The organism is Nonomuraea sp. B1E8, assembly GCF_039871515.1.
Lineage (GTDB): Bacteria > Actinomycetota > Actinomycetes > Streptosporangiales > Streptosporangiaceae > Nonomuraea.
Map to the genome: position 1 here is coordinate 367,254 of NZ_JBDPLS010000007.1, position 15,864 is coordinate 383,117.

The window sequence follows — 15,864 nt, forward strand, 5'->3', positions numbered from 1 at the left end:
GTCTCATCTGCGGCGGCCGGTCACCGCAGACGGCGGAAAACCCGCGGCGCGCTAGGTGGTGGCGGTCGTGGTGACGGCGCGGTTCTGGAGCGGACTGGAGTAGACGCCGCTGGTCGTGACGGAGCCCAGCCCGGAGAGATCCGGCCGGTGATGTGTTCGAGGTGGCGCGCGGCGGCAGGCGCGGCTCCGCCGCCGCAGGCGCTGATCAACTGTCCGGCACCGGACAGTTCGACGCCCGTTACCCATCTCCGGGTGGCGGGGCGTCGTCGTGTTCTGCGACCAACAGGCTGCGGCGGGTGCCTTCGGCGGGCCCGTGCTCGATGTATCGCCCTCGGCCGAACGCCGGCAGCGCGGCCAGCCGCTCGGCCATCAGCGGGTGCACGAGGTTCCTCACCTCCGCGGACTCGACCATGGACCAGGCATCCACCTCGTTCGCCTGCAGCGTGATGGCGCCCAGATCGGCTGACGTCAGCTGGCGCGTGGAGAACAGCAGAGCGAACCGGTCACGCCGTCCCTGGCTACCAGGCGTCCACGCCGACACCAGCAGCTCGCCGGCGGGCAGATCGAGGCCGATCTCCTCGCGTGCCTCCCGGGCCGCGGCCGTGCGTGGGCTCTCGCCTGCGTGGGCCCGGCCGCCGGGCAGTTGCCACCGGCCGTGGTTGGTGGCGGTGCGCAGGATCAGCAACCGGCCGGCCTTGTCGGCGGCGAGCAGGTGCGCGGTGATGGCGCACCCGTACGGCTGACTCACTTCCTTGTCGCGGTGATGAGGTAGCGGGCGCCCTGGTGCAGCAGGTCGGACGCGACCCGGGAGCCGAGCGTGGCCGGGTCGGCGGGGTCGCCCCACAGGTGGCAGCGGACGAACTTGCTGCCGTCGCGGTTGAACACCATCCCGTACAGGCTCATGACGCCGTCCGCGGTGGTGTTGGCGTACCCGGCGATCGGGCTGTTGCAGTGGCCGCGCAGCATGTGCAGCATGGTGCGCTCGGCGAGCACGTGCGCGGCCGTCGCCGGGTGGTTGAGCTCGTCGAGCAGCTGCATGATGGGCGCGTCGGCCTGCCGGGCCTGGATGCCGATCACGCCCGCGCCGACGGCCGGGACCATGGACACGACGCCCTCGTCGGCCGGGTGGAACTCCACCGGCAGCGTCTCGATGTGACGGTCGAGGGCGCCGATCCGGCCGAGGCCGGCGCGGGCCAGGATCAGCCCGGCGTACGCGTGGTCCTTGTCCAGCTTGTCCAGGCGGCTGTTGACGTTGCCGCGGATGCGCTCCGACCGCAGGTCGGGCCGGTACATGTGGAGTTGGGCGCGCCGCCGTACCGAGCTGGTGCCGATGACCGAGCCGGCTGGGATGTCCGACAGCGGGGTGCCGTCGCGGGTGACGAGCACGTCGTGCACGTCGTCGCGCTCCAGGTAGGCGCCGAACGCCAGCCCGGCCGGGAGCGGCACGTCGCCGGGGACGTCCTTCATGCAGTGCACGGCGACGTCGACCCGGCCGCCGAGCAGGGCGCGGTCGATTTCCTTCGTGTACAGGCCTTTGCCGCCCAGCTCGGACAGGTCGCCCGGCCACAGGTCCGCCGTGGTGGTCATCGGCACGAGCTCGACGTCGAGGCCGGGGATCCGCTTCTGTATGCGGTCGCGTACGTCGCCGGCCTGGTGGGTGGCCATGGGCGAGCTGCGGGTGCCGATCCGCAGCGGCCGGTCGGGGAAACTGTCGATCAGCGCGTTGATCAGGGCATCGGTCATGGTGATCTTCCGGTCGGTCGTGGACAGGTGGCTGAGCATACGACTACTCAGGGTGCTGCGATGGCGCGGCGGCAGGAGCCGGGCCGCCGCACTGGGCTTGAGGGGCGAACACCTCGACGGCGGCCCCGAGCGCCGCGGCGAACTCGCCGGCGTGGCCGTCGAGGAGGTCGAGGATGGTCGCCAGTTCGGCGGCGAACTCGAGGTCCATGTCCCGCACGTGCACGCGCTGGCCGCCGTCGAGGCGGATCAAGCGCACGAGCGGGGCGGCCGGCGGCGCGTGGCCGATGAACACCTCGATGACGGTCCCGCCGAACTCCCAGACACGGACCACCTTGGCGAGCGTCATGCCGCGGGCCGCACATCGTCGAGCATCACGAGCAGCTGCCTGGCGAGCGCATACTCCAGGCGGTGGAAGGCGTCGAGCGGAATCACGGTGTTGGGCGCGACCTCGATTGGACCGCCGCGGGTCCGGCGCATCATCGCCGCGATCACGCCGTACGGCTCCGCGCCCCCGACCGTGCACACGGCGGCGCCGTGCCGTAGACGCGGGCAGGAGGTGAGCGCCTCGGGCACGCAGGCGGCACACGTCGGCGGGGCGTTGGTGTAGCCAGCGCCGTCCGATGCGTCGCCAGGGGCGTCGGCCAGCACCCACGAGATCCGGCCGTCGTCATCCATGGCGGATCGGCCGCACACCTGGCACAGCAGGCGCAGCATGCAGCGTCGCTGCCGGATCGTGTTGATCAGCTTCCATTCAGGCCGGCCATGCCGATGCAGGCCGACGCGCGCCCACAGCACACCCATCATCCAGTCCTGCGGCACGGGATCGGTGTAGGACAGCCGCAGGCCATCCGTCGCCGATTGATCCGCCGTGAAGGTCAGCCTGTACGGCACCAACTCCTCGGCGTAGGCCGTGATGTACGGCACCCGCAGGCGCACGGTAGTCGTCACGCCAGGACCCCAGTCCGGAACGAGGACTTGGCGGAGTAGGCCCACGTCCACCTCAGGCGCTTGAGTGCGGCGGCGGCACGTCCCGGTGCTGTCAGGCCGGGATCGTGCCGCCGCTGCCGCCCTGTCCCTTCACGCGGCGACGCGACGGAGGACGCCTGGGAACGGTCGTCGCGGCCGCGCCGGTCTGGGGTGTTCATGAGTCGCCGGCCAGCATCCTCATCGGCCGCACCGCCAGCCGTAGGCGAGGCGCACCATCGGGGCGTCGACGCGCTCCAGGTGCTCGAAGCCGGGCGCCGCGATGACCTCGCCGCTGGGCTTGTGCACGGCTCGCCAGGACCCGTCAGGCATCTGTTCGACGTCGCGGAACTCGGGGATCTCGACGGCCGGCCGACACCCGGTCACGGTGTCGGGGCCGACCGGCCTGCTCGTTGCGCCCAGCGCGGGCGATGCGGGGGGCGCGGACCCGTGACTGTTCATGCCGTGACGGTAAGCCGATCCCTCGCGCACTCGAAAGCAACGTGCTCGAAGATGCTCAGGGAGTCACGTGCCAGGGGGAAGCGCGCACACTGGCGCACATCCCGTTAGCCGGACGTCAACTCGTCCACTACTTGCTCGATCAGGGCACGAGCATCACGGCCGTACACGGCCGTGCTGGCAAGCTTGTCGAATGCCGAGAGATAGGCCCCTACCTCGCTCGGCTGCGTGATGGTCAGGGCTGCGGCGATGGTCTCAGTGATCACGCGCTGATCGTCGAAGATGTGGAACCCGTGGATCGGCGCGACCGGATAGACCGCGTCGGCCGGGATGACGCCGAACCGGATCGTGCGCATCGTCGAGGCAACGGCAAGCTTCTCCAACTGGCCGACGAGCGCGTCGACGGGGCACAGTCGCAAGGTCAAGACGGCCTCCGTGACGACGAAGTGGAACCGCCTGCCGCTGCTGTAGAGAATCTGCTGGCGGGCCATCCTGGCGGCCACGGCCTGGTCCAGGTCGTCCGGCGCAGCATGCGCGGCCCGGCCCTCGGTGAGCCGATGACGGGCGTACTCCATCGTCTGCAGCAGGCCGGGAACGAAGCACGTCTCAAAGTTGCGGATGACCGCGGCCGCGGCCTCGTACTCTCCGAACGTCGCCTGACGCGGCGCCATCCCGGCGCGGAACATGCGCCGGTACTCGATGTAGTGGCTCTCAAGGGCGCGCAGCGACGCGATCAGCTCGGGCACCTGCTCGGGCACTCCGCAGGTGGTGGCCCACGCCTCGATGTCGGCGTCGGAGGGAGTCTGCTTGCCGCCCTCGATCTTCGGAATCTTCGTGCGGTGCCAGCCGTGAGCCTCGGCGAGCTGCTGGCCGGTCAGCCGAGCATCACGCCGAAGCTCACGCAGGCGAAGCCCGAGCGCTTCACGGGCCTTCTGGTAGGTGGACATCCTGCTCGGTGTACTCCTGCCACGGGACGGCGTAGTGCTGGGCCACATCCCGGTAGTAGCAGTGCTTCACGACCACGGCGGGATCGGTGACATGGTCGGCGCCGAGGAGCACGTCGTCGTCCCCGAACCTCAGAATGAGCAGCGTAGTCGAGTCGATCAGCCAGAAGTCATGGCCGGGTAGGTCGAGGCCGGCCGCCTTGTGGCGCGGCAGGTAAAGGATGTCCTCGCCGGCTTGCACGTTGTGGGCGGCGAGGACCAGGCCGAACCGGGTGTAGGTGCTATGTGGCTCCGACACGACGCGAAGGCGCTGCATGCGCTGCCCCTGGTCGGTGCGTTCGCGGATGGTGTCGGTCCACGTCTCCAGGAACGACGCGTCCACCGATCCAGTCTCCGCGAAGCGACGTACCGTGTCCGCCTCGGACGGCTCGTTATAGCGGTCCCGAAGCTCCAGCCGGAACGCCGTATGCCGGAACGACAAGATGAGCTCGGTAAACTCCGGCCGGACGACGAAGCGGGTCACTCCGGCTTCCTGGCGAAGTCGAGGAGGTTCGCGGGGATCTCCACGTAGTACTCGTCATCGCGGAGGCCGACGAGGCCAGCGATGGCCTCCTGGTCGTGCACGAGCTTGCCTTGCACGACGTACGTGCCGCGATCTGTGGCGTAGAGGGCGGGGCAGCCGTCGGCGCCGCTGGAAGTGCCGAGCAGGGTCAGTCTCATGATGGTGCCCTTCCTGACTCGTGTGGACCTCTTGATGCTCAACCGTGCGAAGGCGTGCGTCAAGGTGCAGATGCTGACCTGTTGGCGAGCATGCGAAAAGGGCCCCTCCACCTCCAGAAGGAGATGGCGGGTCGACGGTGCCCGCACTCGCCGGGCCGGGCATCGCCGTGTCGGCGCTCGCCGAGGGCGAGGTAGGCCAGCGCGTCGCCGGCCGTCATGCCGTACGGCGAGCCTGCGGTCCGTGCGGCTGCGGTGAGCTGGTCGGTCATGGCATCCTTATCGTCGCCCGACCAGCGCAGATCGGCCCGGCACCGAAATCGGTGCCGGGCCGAACTGTTCCGGTTCTGTTCCGGATGACGTTGCTCAGCAACTACAAACAACGACAACTAACGACAAGGTTTTCCCAGCTCAGCGCCCGTTTCCGGGACGATCGCCGAGGCCGGAAAACCCCACCGTCACACGTCATAGTAGAGCTCGAACTCGTGCGGGTGCGGGCGCAGCCGGATCGGGTCGACCTCGTTCTCGCGCTTGTACGCCACCCACGTCTCGATCAGGTCGGGCGTGAACACGCCGCCCTCGAGAAGGTAGTCGTGGTCGTCCTCCAGCGCGTTGAGCACGTCGGTGAGCGAGCCCGGCACCTGCGGCACCTGGCGGGCCTCCTCCGGCGGCAGCTCGTAGAGGTCCTTGTCGACCGGCTCCGGCGGCTCGATCTTGTTGCGGATGCCGTCGACGCCGGCCATCAGCATCGCCGAGAACGCGAAGTAGGGGTTGCACGACGGGTCGGGCACCCGGAACTCGATGCGCTTCGCCTTCGGGTTGGAGCCCGTGATCGGGATCCGGACGCAGGCCGAACGGTTGCGCTGGGAGTAGACCAGGTTGACCGGGGCCTCGTAGCCGGGCACCAGACGGTGGTAGGAGTTGACCGTCGGGTTGGTGAAGGCGAGCAGCGACGGCGCGTGCTTGAGCAGGCCGCCGATGTAGTAGCGGGCGGTGTCGGACAGGCCCGCGTAGCCGACCTCGTCGTAGAACAGCGGCGAGCCGTCCTTCCACAGCGACTGGTGGCAGTGCATGCCGGAGCCGTTGTCACCGAAGATCGGCTTGGGCATGAACGTGACCGTGTGGCCGTATTCGAGCGCCGTGCTCTTGATGATGTACTTGTACAGCATCAGGTTGTCGGCGGTCTTGAGCAGCGTCCCGAACTTGAAGTCGATCTCCGCCTGCCCGGCCGTGCCGACCTCGTGGTGCTGCATCTCGACGTCGATGCCGCACTCGATGAGGTTGCGCACCATCTCGGAGCGCAGGTCGGTGAAGTGGTCCATCGGCGGCACCGGGAAATAGCCGCCCTTGTAACGCGGCTTGTAACCGAGGTTGCCGCCCTCGGTCGCCTTGCCGGTGTTCCAGGCGCCCTCGATGGAGTCGATGTAGTAGTAGCCGGCGTTCTGCCGCGTCTCGAAGCGTACGTCGTCGAAGATGTAGAACTCGGCCTCGGGGCCGAAGTAGACCGTGTCGGCGATTCCGGTGCCCTTGAGATATTCCTCTGCCTTGCGCGCGACGTTGCGCGGGTCGCGGCTGTAGGCCTCGCCGGTCAGCGGGTCGTGCACGAAGAAGTTGATATTGAGCGTCTTGTGCTGGCGGAACGGGTCGACCACGGAGCTGGCCGGGTCGGGCAGCAGCAGCATGTCGGACTCGTGGATCGCCTGGAATCCACGGATCGACGATCCGTCGAACATGAGCCCGTCGGTGAAGACGCTCGCGCTGAAGTTCTCTACCGGGAAGGTGAAGTGGTGCGTCGTCCCCGGCAGGTCGGTGAACCTGACATCGACGAACTGCACCCCTTCGTCACTGATGAACTTCAGGACGTCGTCGGCGGAGTTGAACACTCTCGAACCTCCCTGGGGACTGGCCATCATGCCGACGCTAGAGCTTGGCCGTTTCCGTCCGGTGTCTCGATTGTTTCGCACGTGTTACGCGGGGTCACGCGGGCGGCGACGGCTCACATCCCCCGTCGCCGGACGGGATGTCCTCCAGCGCGTACGGGCCCGTGGGCACGCCGGTGGGCGGCACGCTGCCGGCGGGCGAGTGGATGCAGCCGCCGTCCACGTCGCAACGGGCGGGCGTGGCGTCCATGATGGCGGCTCCGCGACGCGGCCGGGTCACGAAGCGGACCGCCTCATCGGGCGGCTACCGTTGACTCCATGAGCGGCAAGGAACCTCGGTGGACGCAGACGTGGCTGGGCGGGCTCCGCTCCGCCGGGGTCGATCTCGGATATCCGGGGGAGCGCCTCGGGCTGCCCGAGGAGGGCAGCGGGTCGATCGCCGGCTGGGGCCGCAGGATCGCCGCGCTCGTCATCGACTGGATGATCTGCACGTGGGTCGTCGTGCAGCTGTTGTTCCAGATGAACCCGGCGGACTCGCCGTGGGCGCCGGTGCTCGCCTTCGCCGTGCAGTATCTGATCCTGGTCGGGCTCATGGGGCAGACGTTCGGGCACCGCCTGGCGGGCATCAGGGTCGCCGCGATGGACGGCGGGAATCCGCGGCTGCTGCCCGTGGTGGTCCGCACCGTGCTGCTCGCCCTGGCCCTGCCGGCCCTGATCTGGGACCGCGACCACCGCGGGGTGCACGACCGCGTGTCCAACACAATGGTCGTCCGCATGTGAGCCAAGAAAAACCATACCGGGTTCAAAAATGAACCTGGTATGGTTTATGCTGTCTCGCATGATGATGGCGGGGCTCAGGGAGCGGAAGAAGGAGCAGACGCGCCGGCGCATCTCCCAGGTGGCGCTGCGGCTGTTCGACGAGCGCGGTTACGACCAGGTAACCGTCAACGAGATCGCCGAGGCGGCCGGGGTCGCCAAGGTGACGCTGTTCAGCTATTTCCCCGCCAAGGAGTGCCTGGTCACCGACGGGGTGCACGACGACATGGCCGCCATCGTGACCGGCCGCCCTGAGGGATGCTCGCCGATCGGGGCCCTGCGCGCGCACTACCGGGCGACGGCCGTGCCGGTCGCGAAGGACCTGGACGTCGAGACGCTGATCACCAGGATCCGCGTGATCTCGTCCAGCCCCGCCCTGCTGGCCGCGGTGCACGGAGTCCAGATGGGCCAGCGCCACGAGCTGGCCGCGGCCCTCTCCGGGGGCAGGGAGCCGGATTTGACGGCGCACCTGATGGCCGCGCAGATCACCGCCGCCATCACCACCCTCCAGGAGGCCTTCTTCCACCGGCTCGCCGCGGGCGCGCCGCTGGAGGAGACGGCCAGGCGGCTGGCCGCAGACATCGAGGTGGCCTTCGACCTCCTGGAGCACGGGCTGACACATACGCACGAGGAGAAGCATGAAGAAGGGCATCAACTATGACACCGGGTTCCTCCCAGGTGACGACCTGAGCCGCAGGTCGTTCGACCTCGACGACGTCGAGCGCGACATGCGCACCATCGCCCGCGACCTGCGCTGCGACTCGGTCCGCATCTCCGGCCGCGACCCCGGGCGCATCGCCGCCGCCGCCGAACACGCGGTGGCGGCCGGCCTGGAGGTCTGGTTCGCCCCCTTCCCCGTGGACCTGACGGAGGACGAGATGCTGGCGCTCTTCGCCGAGTCAGCCGGGCGAGCCGAGGCACTGCGCCGCGCCGGCGGCGACATAGTGCTGGTCACTGGCTGCGAGATCACCGCCTTCGGCCACGGCTTCATGGAGGGAGCGGCCTACCGCGACCGGCTCAACACGATGATGACCGGCGACGTGACGTGGTGGACGACGCTCATGCAGGTCATGCCGCGCTTCAACACCTACCTGGCGAAGGTGGCCGAGACCGTGCGACCGCTGTTCGGAGGCCGGCTGAGCTACGCCGCCGGGCCGTGGGAGCCGGTCGACTGGGCGCCGTTCGACGTGGCGGGCGTGGACGCCTACCGCGCCGCGTACAACGCGCACGACTTCACCGACGAGCTGCGCGCGCACTTCGAGCCGGGCAAGCCGGTCGCCGTCACCGAGTTCGGCACCTGCCCCTACCAGGGGGCGGGCGAGCGCGGCGGCTCGGCGTGGGTGGTGCCGGAAGGCGCGGTGCGCGACGAGGGGGAGCAGGTCCGCTATTACACCGAACTGATGGACATCTTCGAGCAGGAGGGCGTCGACACCGCCCTGTGGTTCACCTTCGCCGCCTACAACAGGACCGGCGAGGCCGACCTCGGCTCGTACGGCGTGGTCAGGATGCTGGACGAGAAGAGGTGGGAGCCCAAGGAGGTCTTCCACGCCATGGCCGCTAGGAACGCGAGCAGCTGAAGATGGCCGTGCCCGGGAGGTGACGGCCGCGCAGCGGGCTCCAGCCACCCCACACCCGCTCGTGCCCCTCGGGCCATTCGGGCTCCAGCAGGCCGGTGACGGTCAACCCCGACGTCACCAGCAGATTCACCCAGTCGCCCATCGTGCGGTGGTGCTCGACGTACGTCACGGCGCCGTGCTCGTCGTGCTCCATGTAGGGAGACCGGTCGAAATAGGGCCGGTCGGACGTCAGGCCGCGCGGCCCCGGATCGTCGGGGAACGCCCACCTGATGGGATGGCTCACCGAGAACACGAACCGGCCACCTGGCCTGAGCACCCTGCGCACCTCGCGGAACACGGCGAGGGGATCGGCCACGAACGGCAGCGCTCCGTACGCTGAGCAGGCCAGGTCGAAGGACGCCCCGGCGAAGGGCAGCGACTCGGCGTCGGCCTGCAGCACGGGAACGCGCAGGCCGGTGTCGAGGTCGATGCGCCTTGCGTGGAGCAGCTGGCGGTGGGAGATGTCGAACGCGGCGACCTCGGCCCCCTGAGACGCCAGCCACCTGGCGCACTGCGCCGCCCCGCAGCCGATCTCGAGCACGCGCCGGCCGCGCACCTCCCCGAGGAGATGCGCGGCGGCCTCGTCCACGCCTTCCGGGCACCACACGAACCCGCTGTCACGCAGGAAGCCGCCGTGCTCGACCTGGTAATCGTCGGCGTTGCCGTCCCACCAGCCGCGATTGGCCCGCGACGAGACCGACGGCACTAGCGCATCTTGGGGCCGCGCGGCATGCGGGCGCCCTTGGGCATCGGCCCCTTGGGCATCGGCATGTTCTTCGGCAACGACCGCAGGCGGTCCTTGACCTCGTTGACCGAGGGCTTCTTCAGGTTGCGCGGCAGCTTCATGATGTGGCGCTGCAGCTTGCTGATCGGCACCTGCCCTTCGCCGTCACCGCACTGGATGTCGTAGATCTCGACGCCCAGCACCACCCGCGCGACCCGCTTCTTCTCGGACGCCAGCATCTTCGCCACCCGGTTGCCCGGCCCCTCGGACACCAGCACGACGCCCGGATAGCCGACCACGAGATGGATCAGGTCCTGGTCGCGGTTGACCGCGATGGCCGGGGTGACCTGCCAGTTGCCCCGCATGCCCTGGAGCACCGCCGCCGCGGCGCCCGTCTGGCCGTGCAGGATGGAGTATTGGGCCTTCTGCGCCAGCTGCCCGAACACCACCAGGCCGACGGTGAACGCGGCCAGCACGCCGATGAACACCGAATACCACAAGTAGTCCGTGACCAGACCGATCACGACGACCACGGCCAGCGTGCCCACCGCCGAGAGGAAGACGATCGGCATCCCCTTGGGATTGGCCTGCTTGATGATCTTCGCGATCATGCGGAGCTGCTTGATGCGCCCCGGCTTCTCTGGGTCCTCGGACTTCGCCATGCTCAGAAGGATACAAACCAACTGGTGCCGGATGGAAAACGCGGCCCGGCCGTTGTCCCTTCCAAGCTGGATCGTGACCTACGCCGACCGCACGCCGGGCGCCCGCCGACCCTACGCCGGGCCTTCGCCGACCGCACGCCGGGCGCTCGTCCTCACGCGGCGACGAAGAACTCCAGCAGCTCGGGCACCAGGGCCTCCGGCGCCACGTTGTGCGCCTGCCCGTCCAACACGCGGTGCACCGCCACCGGCACCGCCGCCGCCACCGCCTGCCCCGCCCGAGCCATCCACGCGGGACTGGCCTCGCCGTTGAGCACGAGCGTCGGCTGGGTGAGTGCCGCCAGGCCGGCGGGCAACCGGTTGCCCGGCCCCATCACGGCCGCCTCGTAGGCGAGGGTGTGCGCGACCGCCTCCATCGGCGCCCAGGACGGCGACGCGCGCATCGCGGCGACGGCCTCGGGCGGCGCCTCGGCGGCCTCCACCATGAACCGCTCCACCGCCTCGCCCCGCCTGCCCGCCCGCACCAGGGCGTCGAGCTGCGCCGCGAAGTCGTCCGGCAGCGGGGGCGCGCTGTCGTCCACGTGGTACGGCGGCTCCCACAGGGCCACCTTGGAGATCTCCGGGTGCACGGCCGCCGCCTCGATCGCCAGCGCGGCCCCCGACGAGCCGCCGAATACCATGGCCGTGCCTCCCGCCGTGCCGATGACGGCGGCCAGATCCTCGACCTCCCGCTCGACGGCGTACGGCCCGGTGTCGCCGCTGTCGCCGCGGCCCCTGCGGTCGTAGTTGACGACCGTGAACCACGGGGCCAGGGCGGACGCCACGCTCGCCAGCGTGGCGTGCCCCCTGTCGGTGAAGGCTCCGTTGACCAGGACGAGGACGGGTCCCGAGCCGTACCGGTCGAAGGCGATGGCGGTGCCGTCCGCCGAGGTCGCCTTGCCGCTCAGCCGGCGGGCTGGATCAGGCACAACGCCTCCCAGTGGTGGCCGTCGAGGTCGGCGAAGCCGCGCTGGTAGCGGAAACCGTCGTTCGGCTGCACGCCCGCGGGCGTGGCGCCGAGCGCCAGCGCCTTGTCCACCAGCTCGTCCACCCGCGCCGGGCTCTCCACGCCGAGCACCAGGATCGACTCGGTGGCCTTTGCGGCGTCGCCGACGTCCTTGGTGATGTACTGGGCGAACACCGGCTCCGTGAGCAGCATGACCTGCGTCTCCTCACTGATGATCACCGACGCCATGTCAGGGGACGCGCCGAACAGCTGGAAGCCGAGGCCGGTGAAGAACTCCTTCGACCGCTCCAGGTCCTTGACCGGGAGGTTCACGAAAAGCTGCATGTCCGAGACCTTTCATCGTTGGGGAGGAACACCCTTGAGTCTGCCGACCGGTGGCTCCCGGGTCTTGGATCTGCATGCCAGGCGACTTGACGTTCAGCGCACTGTGCTCAGATCGGGCCGGCACACATGCTGCTCAAAGCGCGCCGGTCCGCATGCTGCTCAGAGCATGCCGGAGCGGCGGTACTCCGCGGGCGGCACCCCGTACGCGCGCCGGAACAACCTGCTGAAGTGCGCCGAGTCGGGCAACCCCCACCTGGCTCCGACGCTGCTCACGGACAGGTCGCGCATCGCGGCGTCGGCCAGGTCGGCGCGGCAGCGCTCCAGACGGCGCTGGCGGATGTAGGCCGCCACGGTTGTGTGCTCCTGCTCGAACAACCGGTGCAGATAGCGCACGGAGATGTGGTGGGCGGCGGCGACGGCGGCGGGGTCGAGGTCGACCTGGCCGAGGCGTTCCTCGATGAAGGCGCGGACGCGCAGCAGCAGCGTGCGCCTGCGCGTGTCGGGCACCAGGGCCTGGGCCTGCTCCATGCGCTCGGCGACGGCGGTGCCGATCAGGTCGAGCACCACGGTCGCCAGCCTGGCGGCACTGGCCGGCTGGTAACTCTCGAGGTCGAACGCCACCCTGCGCAGCAGCGGGGCGGCGAGCGCGGCGGCGCCGGTCTCCGCCGTGATGGGCAGCGCCGTCAGCTCGGACATGGCGCCCGGAGGCAGGGCGAGCTGGTCGTGCGGCAGGCTGAACACCGCGAGCTGCACCGCCCCGTCGTAGGCCAGCTCGTACGGGCGGGTGAAGTCGTAGATGGCGAACTCGTCGCGGCGGAGCTGGGTGGCCCGGCCGTCCTGGGAGATCCGCGGGCTGCCCGACACGGCCAGCACGACCCGGTAGACGTCGGGGTTGTCGCGCCGGATCAGGCCGGGGGTGCGGTGAACGCTGTGCGGGGTGGAGGTGCGGACCCTGCCGACTCCCACGGAGCCGAGCTGGCCGAGCTCCATCTCGCCCCGCAGCGGAGCGTCGGGGTCGATGCGCAGGTCAAGCGGGCCGAGCGTGTCACACACGAGAGCCCGCCAGGCGTCGTGGCGGCTCTTGGCGGGTAAGTCGCTGGTCCGGATCAGCACGGCCATGTCCGTCATCCTCCCGTCGGCGACCCTGGCCATGCTAATGGCGGCGGACAGGGCGGGGCGGACAGGGCAGGGCGGACAGGGCAGCGCTGGTACGGCAGCGCTGGTACGGCAGGGCCCCGGGCGGTGCGCGCCCGGGGCCCGGCCGGCCGCTCAAGCGGTCTGGCGTGCCTCGATGGCCTGCTTGTAGAGCCTGCCCGCCCGGTAGGACGAGCGGACCAGCGGCCCGGACAGCACGCCGGCGAACCCGATGGCCTCGGCCTCCGCCTGCAGCTCGACGAACTCCTCCGGCTTGACCCACCGCTCCACCGGGTGGTGGCGCGGCGTCGGCCGGAGGTATTGGGTGATCGTCAGCAGGTCGGTGCCGGCGGCGTGGAGGTCGCGCATGGCCTCGGTGATCTCCTCGCGCGTCTCACCCATGCCCAGGATCAGGTTGGACTTGGTGACCAGCCCGGCCTCGCGAGCCGTCGTGATCACCTGGAGCGAACGGTCGTAGCGGAAGGCCGGGCGGATGCGCTTGAAGATCCGCGGCACCGTCTCGACGTTGTGCGCGAACACCTCGGGCCGGCTGGAGAAGACCTCCTCCAGCTGGTCGCGGTCGCCGTTGAAGTCGGGCACCAGCAACTCGACGCCGCAGCCGGGCAGCAGCGCGTGGATCTGGCGCGCGGTCTCGGCGTAGAGCCAGGCGCCGCCGTCGGGCAGGTCGTCGCGGGCCACCCCGGTGACGGTGGCGTAGCGCAGGCCCATCTGCTGGACGGACTCGGCCACCCTGCGGGGCTCGTCGCGGTCGTATTCCTTGGGTTTGCCCGTGTCGATCTGGCAGAAGTCGCAGCGGCGCGTGCACTGGTCGCCGCCGATGAGGAAGGTGGCCTCGCGGTCTTCCCAGCACTCGTAGATATTGGGACAGCCCGCCTCTTCACAGACCGTGTGCAGGCCCTCCCGGCGCACCAGCGACTTGAGCTCGGTGTATTCGGGGCCCGTCTTCAGCTTGGTCTTGATCCACGGGGGCTTGCGCTCGATAGGGGTTTCGGCGTTGCGCACCTCCAGGCGGAGGAGCTTTCGGCCTTCAGGAGCAACGGTCACGTTCTCAGCTTACGTCTCCCGCGAACCGCGCTGTCCGAGGGGGCGTACGCGCTCACGTGACCAGGCCGAACCCGCCGATCGCCCGGGTGTAGTGGAGGAGCAGTTCCTCGTCGATCCGCTCGGACTCGTGGGCGCCCAGCAGTTCGGAGTGCGGGACGGAGGTGAGCACGCCGTCGTCGGTGAGCCGGAACCTGGCCAGCGCGTTCTGCCTGATCGACGTGACGCTCTCGCCGCGCAGCGCCGCCGCCTGCATCGGCGCCAGGTAGCCGCCCCTGGCCGCCAGTTCCTCCAGTGCCGCGATCTCCCCGGCGGAGGCGGCCCGCAGCGTCAGCGCCCGACGCCGGGCCAGGACCCGGTGTTCGCCGGCGCGCGCCAGCCTGGTCAGCGTGTACTCCAGCAGCAGCAGCGGCACGCCCAGCACCCGGCCGAGCAGGCGGCCGAAGAAGCCCGCCACCTCGTACGTGGTCCCCGGATGGTCCAGCGCGCCCAGGGAGGAGGCGGCGATCGTCGTTTGCGCCTCCTCCCTGACCTGGAGCGGCTTGGCGCCCAGCAGCGCGTCATGCCACGCCGCCAGGGTGTCCAGGGCGCCGTTCACCACCAGCTCACCGCCGGTCGGGGTCTGCGCGTACGCCGAGGCCAGCAGGGCGGTCCGCTGCCTCGGCGGCAGCGCCAGCCACAGCGGCAGGCCGACCAGCAGGACGGGGGTGCGCAGGAGGCCGGCGCGGACGTACCGGGTGTCCGTGGTCAGGTCCAGGACCGCCACCTTCGCGGGGCGCTTGACGCCCACCCGGTCGGCCACCCGCTCCGCGGCGGCGTACAGCTGGGGAGCCTTGGCGCGGTCGAGCACCTCGGCGTCGGCGGGCAGGCCGCCGCCCAGGCGTGGCCGCAGTGCCCACCCGATGGCCACGCTCGCGCCGCCGAACAACCACGCGATCAGGGAGCCCGGGTGGCTGATGATGATCCATCCGCCCAAGGCGACGAACGCCAGCGTCAGCAGATGCACCACGAGCGCGAGGAGAAAAGCCAGGATGGACGTCACACGCGCGAGCCTAAGCCGGAATACGCCCCTATTTCCGGCACGGTCAGGTGTCGGTACGGTTACCGGCGGAGGAGATCCTCCTCGTGCAGGTCGTACGGCTCCTTGCCGAGCGCTTCGGCCAGCCGCTTCTCCGCGATCGGCATGACCTCCTCGACCACGATGCGGCGGCCCGTCTCCGCCGACAGCGAGGAGACGCCCACGCCGGGGATGCCGCACGGCGTGATGCGGTTGAACCAGCGCGGGTCGTTGGCGCAGTTGAGGGCGAAGCCGTGCATGGTGACGCCGCGCGTGACGCGCAACCCGACCGCGCCGAGCTGGCGGTCGGGCAGGCCGAGGCTGGGCTCGCCGGCGGCCCAGACGCCGCCGCGTCCGCGTACGCGCCTGGCCGTGACGCCGAAGTCGGCGCAGATCTGGATCATCACGTCTTCGAGGCGGCAGGCGTAGGCGACCACGTCGTTGATCGCGACGATGGGGTAGGCGACGAGCTGCCCGGGGCCGTGCCAGGTGAGCCGGCCGCCCCGGTCGACGTCGATGACCGGGGTGCCGTCGGCGGGTCGCTCATGCGGGGCGGTGCGCTTGCCCGCGGTGTAGACCGGCGCGTGCTCCAGGAACAGGACGGTGTCGGTCAGCTCGCCGGCGACCCGCTTGTCGTGCACCCAGCGCTGCAGCGACCAGGCCTGCTCGTAGGGGACGTCGACACCTAGGCGGACGATGGCGAGTTGGGGATCGTCCCCGCGGATGGGGCGCATGAGCCTATTGTGCCGTTCCCTTACCT

General features: G+C 70.0%; 21 protein-coding genes. 3 read left to right on the forward strand and 18 right to left on the reverse strand.

All coding sequences use genetic code 11. The features are described from left to right. Nucleotides 1-238 precede the first annotated feature (238 nt). The 10 genes from ABGA98_RS24825 to ABGA98_RS24870 all read right to left on the reverse strand — a co-directional run bounded on the left by ABGA98_RS24825 (nucleotide 239) and on the right by ABGA98_RS24870 (nucleotide 6,956). Nucleotides 239-748 carry an NUDIX hydrolase gene (locus ABGA98_RS24825; protein ID WP_347620789.1) on the reverse strand — a complete coding sequence of 170 codons (510 nt, stop codon included), beginning with the start codon at nucleotides 746-748 and terminating at the stop codon, nucleotides 239-241. Then, nucleotides 745-1,782 (reverse strand): hydroxymethylbilane synthase, encoded by a 1,038-nt coding sequence (hemC, locus tag ABGA98_RS24830; RefSeq protein ID WP_347620790.1) that lies wholly within the window; start codon nucleotides 1,780-1,782, stop codon nucleotides 745-747. The genes ABGA98_RS24825 and hemC overlap by 4 nt, the downstream gene beginning before the upstream one ends. 4 nt (nucleotides 1,783-1,786) lie before the next feature. Beyond that, nucleotides 1,787-2,089: a hypothetical protein gene (locus tag ABGA98_RS24835; protein ID WP_347620791.1), complete on the reverse strand. Its 303-nt coding sequence runs from the start codon at nucleotides 2,087-2,089 to the stop codon at nucleotides 1,787-1,789. Beyond that, nucleotides 2,086-2,691 carry a hypothetical protein gene (locus ABGA98_RS24840; protein WP_347620792.1) on the reverse strand — a complete coding sequence of 202 codons (606 nt, stop codon included), beginning with the start codon at nucleotides 2,689-2,691 and terminating at the stop codon, nucleotides 2,086-2,088. The genes ABGA98_RS24835 and ABGA98_RS24840 overlap by 4 nt, the downstream gene beginning before the upstream one ends. A 216-nt stretch (nucleotides 2,692-2,907) precedes the next feature. After that, a complete protein-coding gene (locus ABGA98_RS24845) occupies nucleotides 2,908-3,168 on the reverse strand; it encodes a hypothetical protein (protein ID WP_347620793.1) in 261 nt (86 codons plus the stop codon). A gap of 104 nt (nucleotides 3,169-3,272) precedes the next feature. Then, nucleotides 3,273-4,112: a DUF5753 domain-containing protein gene (locus tag ABGA98_RS24850; RefSeq protein ID WP_347620794.1), complete on the reverse strand. Its 840-nt coding sequence runs from the start codon at nucleotides 4,110-4,112 to the stop codon at nucleotides 3,273-3,275. Next, nucleotides 4,087-4,632 (reverse strand): DUF6879 family protein, encoded by a 546-nt coding sequence (locus ABGA98_RS24855; RefSeq protein ID WP_347620795.1) that lies wholly within the window; start codon nucleotides 4,630-4,632, stop codon nucleotides 4,087-4,089. The genes ABGA98_RS24850 and ABGA98_RS24855 overlap by 26 nt, the downstream gene beginning before the upstream one ends. Then, nucleotides 4,629-4,829 (reverse strand): hypothetical protein, encoded by a 201-nt coding sequence (locus tag ABGA98_RS24860; protein WP_347620796.1) that lies wholly within the window; start codon nucleotides 4,827-4,829, stop codon nucleotides 4,629-4,631. Before ABGA98_RS24860 ends, ABGA98_RS24855 begins: the two co-directional genes overlap by 4 nt. A 455-nt stretch (nucleotides 4,830-5,284) precedes the next feature. Beyond that, the gene (glnA, locus tag ABGA98_RS24865) at nucleotides 5,285-6,709 is read right to left on the reverse strand and encodes a type I glutamate--ammonia ligase (RefSeq protein WP_347620887.1); all 1,425 of its coding nucleotides are present in this window, start codon (nucleotides 6,707-6,709) and stop codon (nucleotides 5,285-5,287) included. 94 nt (nucleotides 6,710-6,803) lie between these two features. Then, complete coding sequence (locus ABGA98_RS24870) at nucleotides 6,804-6,956, reverse strand: hypothetical protein (protein WP_347620797.1); 153 nt, start codon at nucleotides 6,954-6,956, stop codon at nucleotides 6,804-6,806. 68 nt (nucleotides 6,957-7,024) lie between these two features. On the opposite strand from ABGA98_RS24870, the gene ABGA98_RS24875 reads away from it, so the two are divergent. Genes ABGA98_RS24875 through ABGA98_RS24885 form a run of 3 tightly spaced genes read left to right on the forward strand, consistent with a single transcriptional unit; the run spans nucleotide 7,025 to nucleotide 9,099 of the window. Continuing rightward, nucleotides 7,025-7,486: an RDD family protein gene (locus ABGA98_RS24875; RefSeq protein ID WP_347620798.1), complete on the forward strand. Its 462-nt coding sequence runs from the start codon at nucleotides 7,025-7,027 to the stop codon at nucleotides 7,484-7,486. Nucleotides 7,487-7,544: 58 nt separating this feature from the next. Next, nucleotides 7,545-8,183: a helix-turn-helix domain-containing protein gene (locus ABGA98_RS24880; protein ID WP_347620799.1), complete on the forward strand. Its 639-nt coding sequence runs from the start codon at nucleotides 7,545-7,547 to the stop codon at nucleotides 8,181-8,183. Continuing rightward, a complete protein-coding gene (locus ABGA98_RS24885; protein WP_347620800.1) occupies nucleotides 8,161-9,099 on the forward strand; it encodes a hypothetical protein in 939 nt (312 codons plus the stop codon). Before ABGA98_RS24880 ends, ABGA98_RS24885 begins: the two co-directional genes overlap by 23 nt. On the opposite strand, the gene ABGA98_RS24890 is transcribed toward ABGA98_RS24885, so the two are convergent. The 8 genes from ABGA98_RS24890 to lipB all read right to left on the reverse strand — a co-directional run bounded on the left by ABGA98_RS24890 (nucleotide 9,080) and on the right by lipB (nucleotide 15,838). Next, nucleotides 9,080-9,844, reverse strand: a complete 765-nt coding sequence (locus tag ABGA98_RS24890) for a methyltransferase domain-containing protein (protein WP_347620801.1) — start codon at nucleotides 9,842-9,844, stop codon at nucleotides 9,080-9,082. The genes ABGA98_RS24885 and ABGA98_RS24890 overlap by 20 nt on opposite strands. Continuing rightward, the gene (locus ABGA98_RS24895; RefSeq protein WP_347620802.1) at nucleotides 9,844-10,524 is read right to left on the reverse strand and encodes a DUF4191 domain-containing protein; all 681 of its coding nucleotides are present in this window, start codon (nucleotides 10,522-10,524) and stop codon (nucleotides 9,844-9,846) included. Before ABGA98_RS24895 ends, ABGA98_RS24890 begins: the two co-directional genes overlap by 1 nt. 152 nt (nucleotides 10,525-10,676) lie before the next feature. After that, nucleotides 10,677-11,489, reverse strand: coding sequence for an alpha/beta hydrolase (locus tag ABGA98_RS24900; RefSeq protein ID WP_347620803.1), 813 nt, complete (start codon nucleotides 11,487-11,489; stop codon nucleotides 10,677-10,679). Then, on the reverse strand, nucleotides 11,465-11,851 hold the full coding sequence (locus ABGA98_RS24905) for a VOC family protein (protein ID WP_347620804.1): 387 nt from the start codon (nucleotides 11,849-11,851) through the stop codon (nucleotides 11,465-11,467). The genes ABGA98_RS24900 and ABGA98_RS24905 overlap by 25 nt, the downstream gene beginning before the upstream one ends. Before the next feature lie 159 nt (nucleotides 11,852-12,010). After that, nucleotides 12,011-12,970, reverse strand: a complete 960-nt coding sequence (locus ABGA98_RS24910) for a helix-turn-helix domain-containing protein (RefSeq protein ID WP_347620805.1) — start codon at nucleotides 12,968-12,970, stop codon at nucleotides 12,011-12,013. 150 nt (nucleotides 12,971-13,120) lie between these two features. Beyond that, on the reverse strand, nucleotides 13,121-14,050 hold the full coding sequence (gene lipA / locus ABGA98_RS24915; RefSeq protein ID WP_347620806.1) for a lipoyl synthase: 930 nt from the start codon (nucleotides 14,048-14,050) through the stop codon (nucleotides 13,121-13,123). A gap of 52 nt (nucleotides 14,051-14,102) precedes the next feature. After that, nucleotides 14,103-15,089: a hypothetical protein gene (locus ABGA98_RS24920; protein WP_347620807.1), complete on the reverse strand. Its 987-nt coding sequence runs from the start codon at nucleotides 15,087-15,089 to the stop codon at nucleotides 14,103-14,105. 59 nt (nucleotides 15,090-15,148) lie between these two features. After that, the gene (gene lipB, locus ABGA98_RS24925; protein ID WP_347620808.1) at nucleotides 15,149-15,838 is read right to left on the reverse strand and encodes a lipoyl(octanoyl) transferase LipB; all 690 of its coding nucleotides are present in this window, start codon (nucleotides 15,836-15,838) and stop codon (nucleotides 15,149-15,151) included. Nucleotides 15,839-15,864 lie beyond the last annotated feature (26 nt).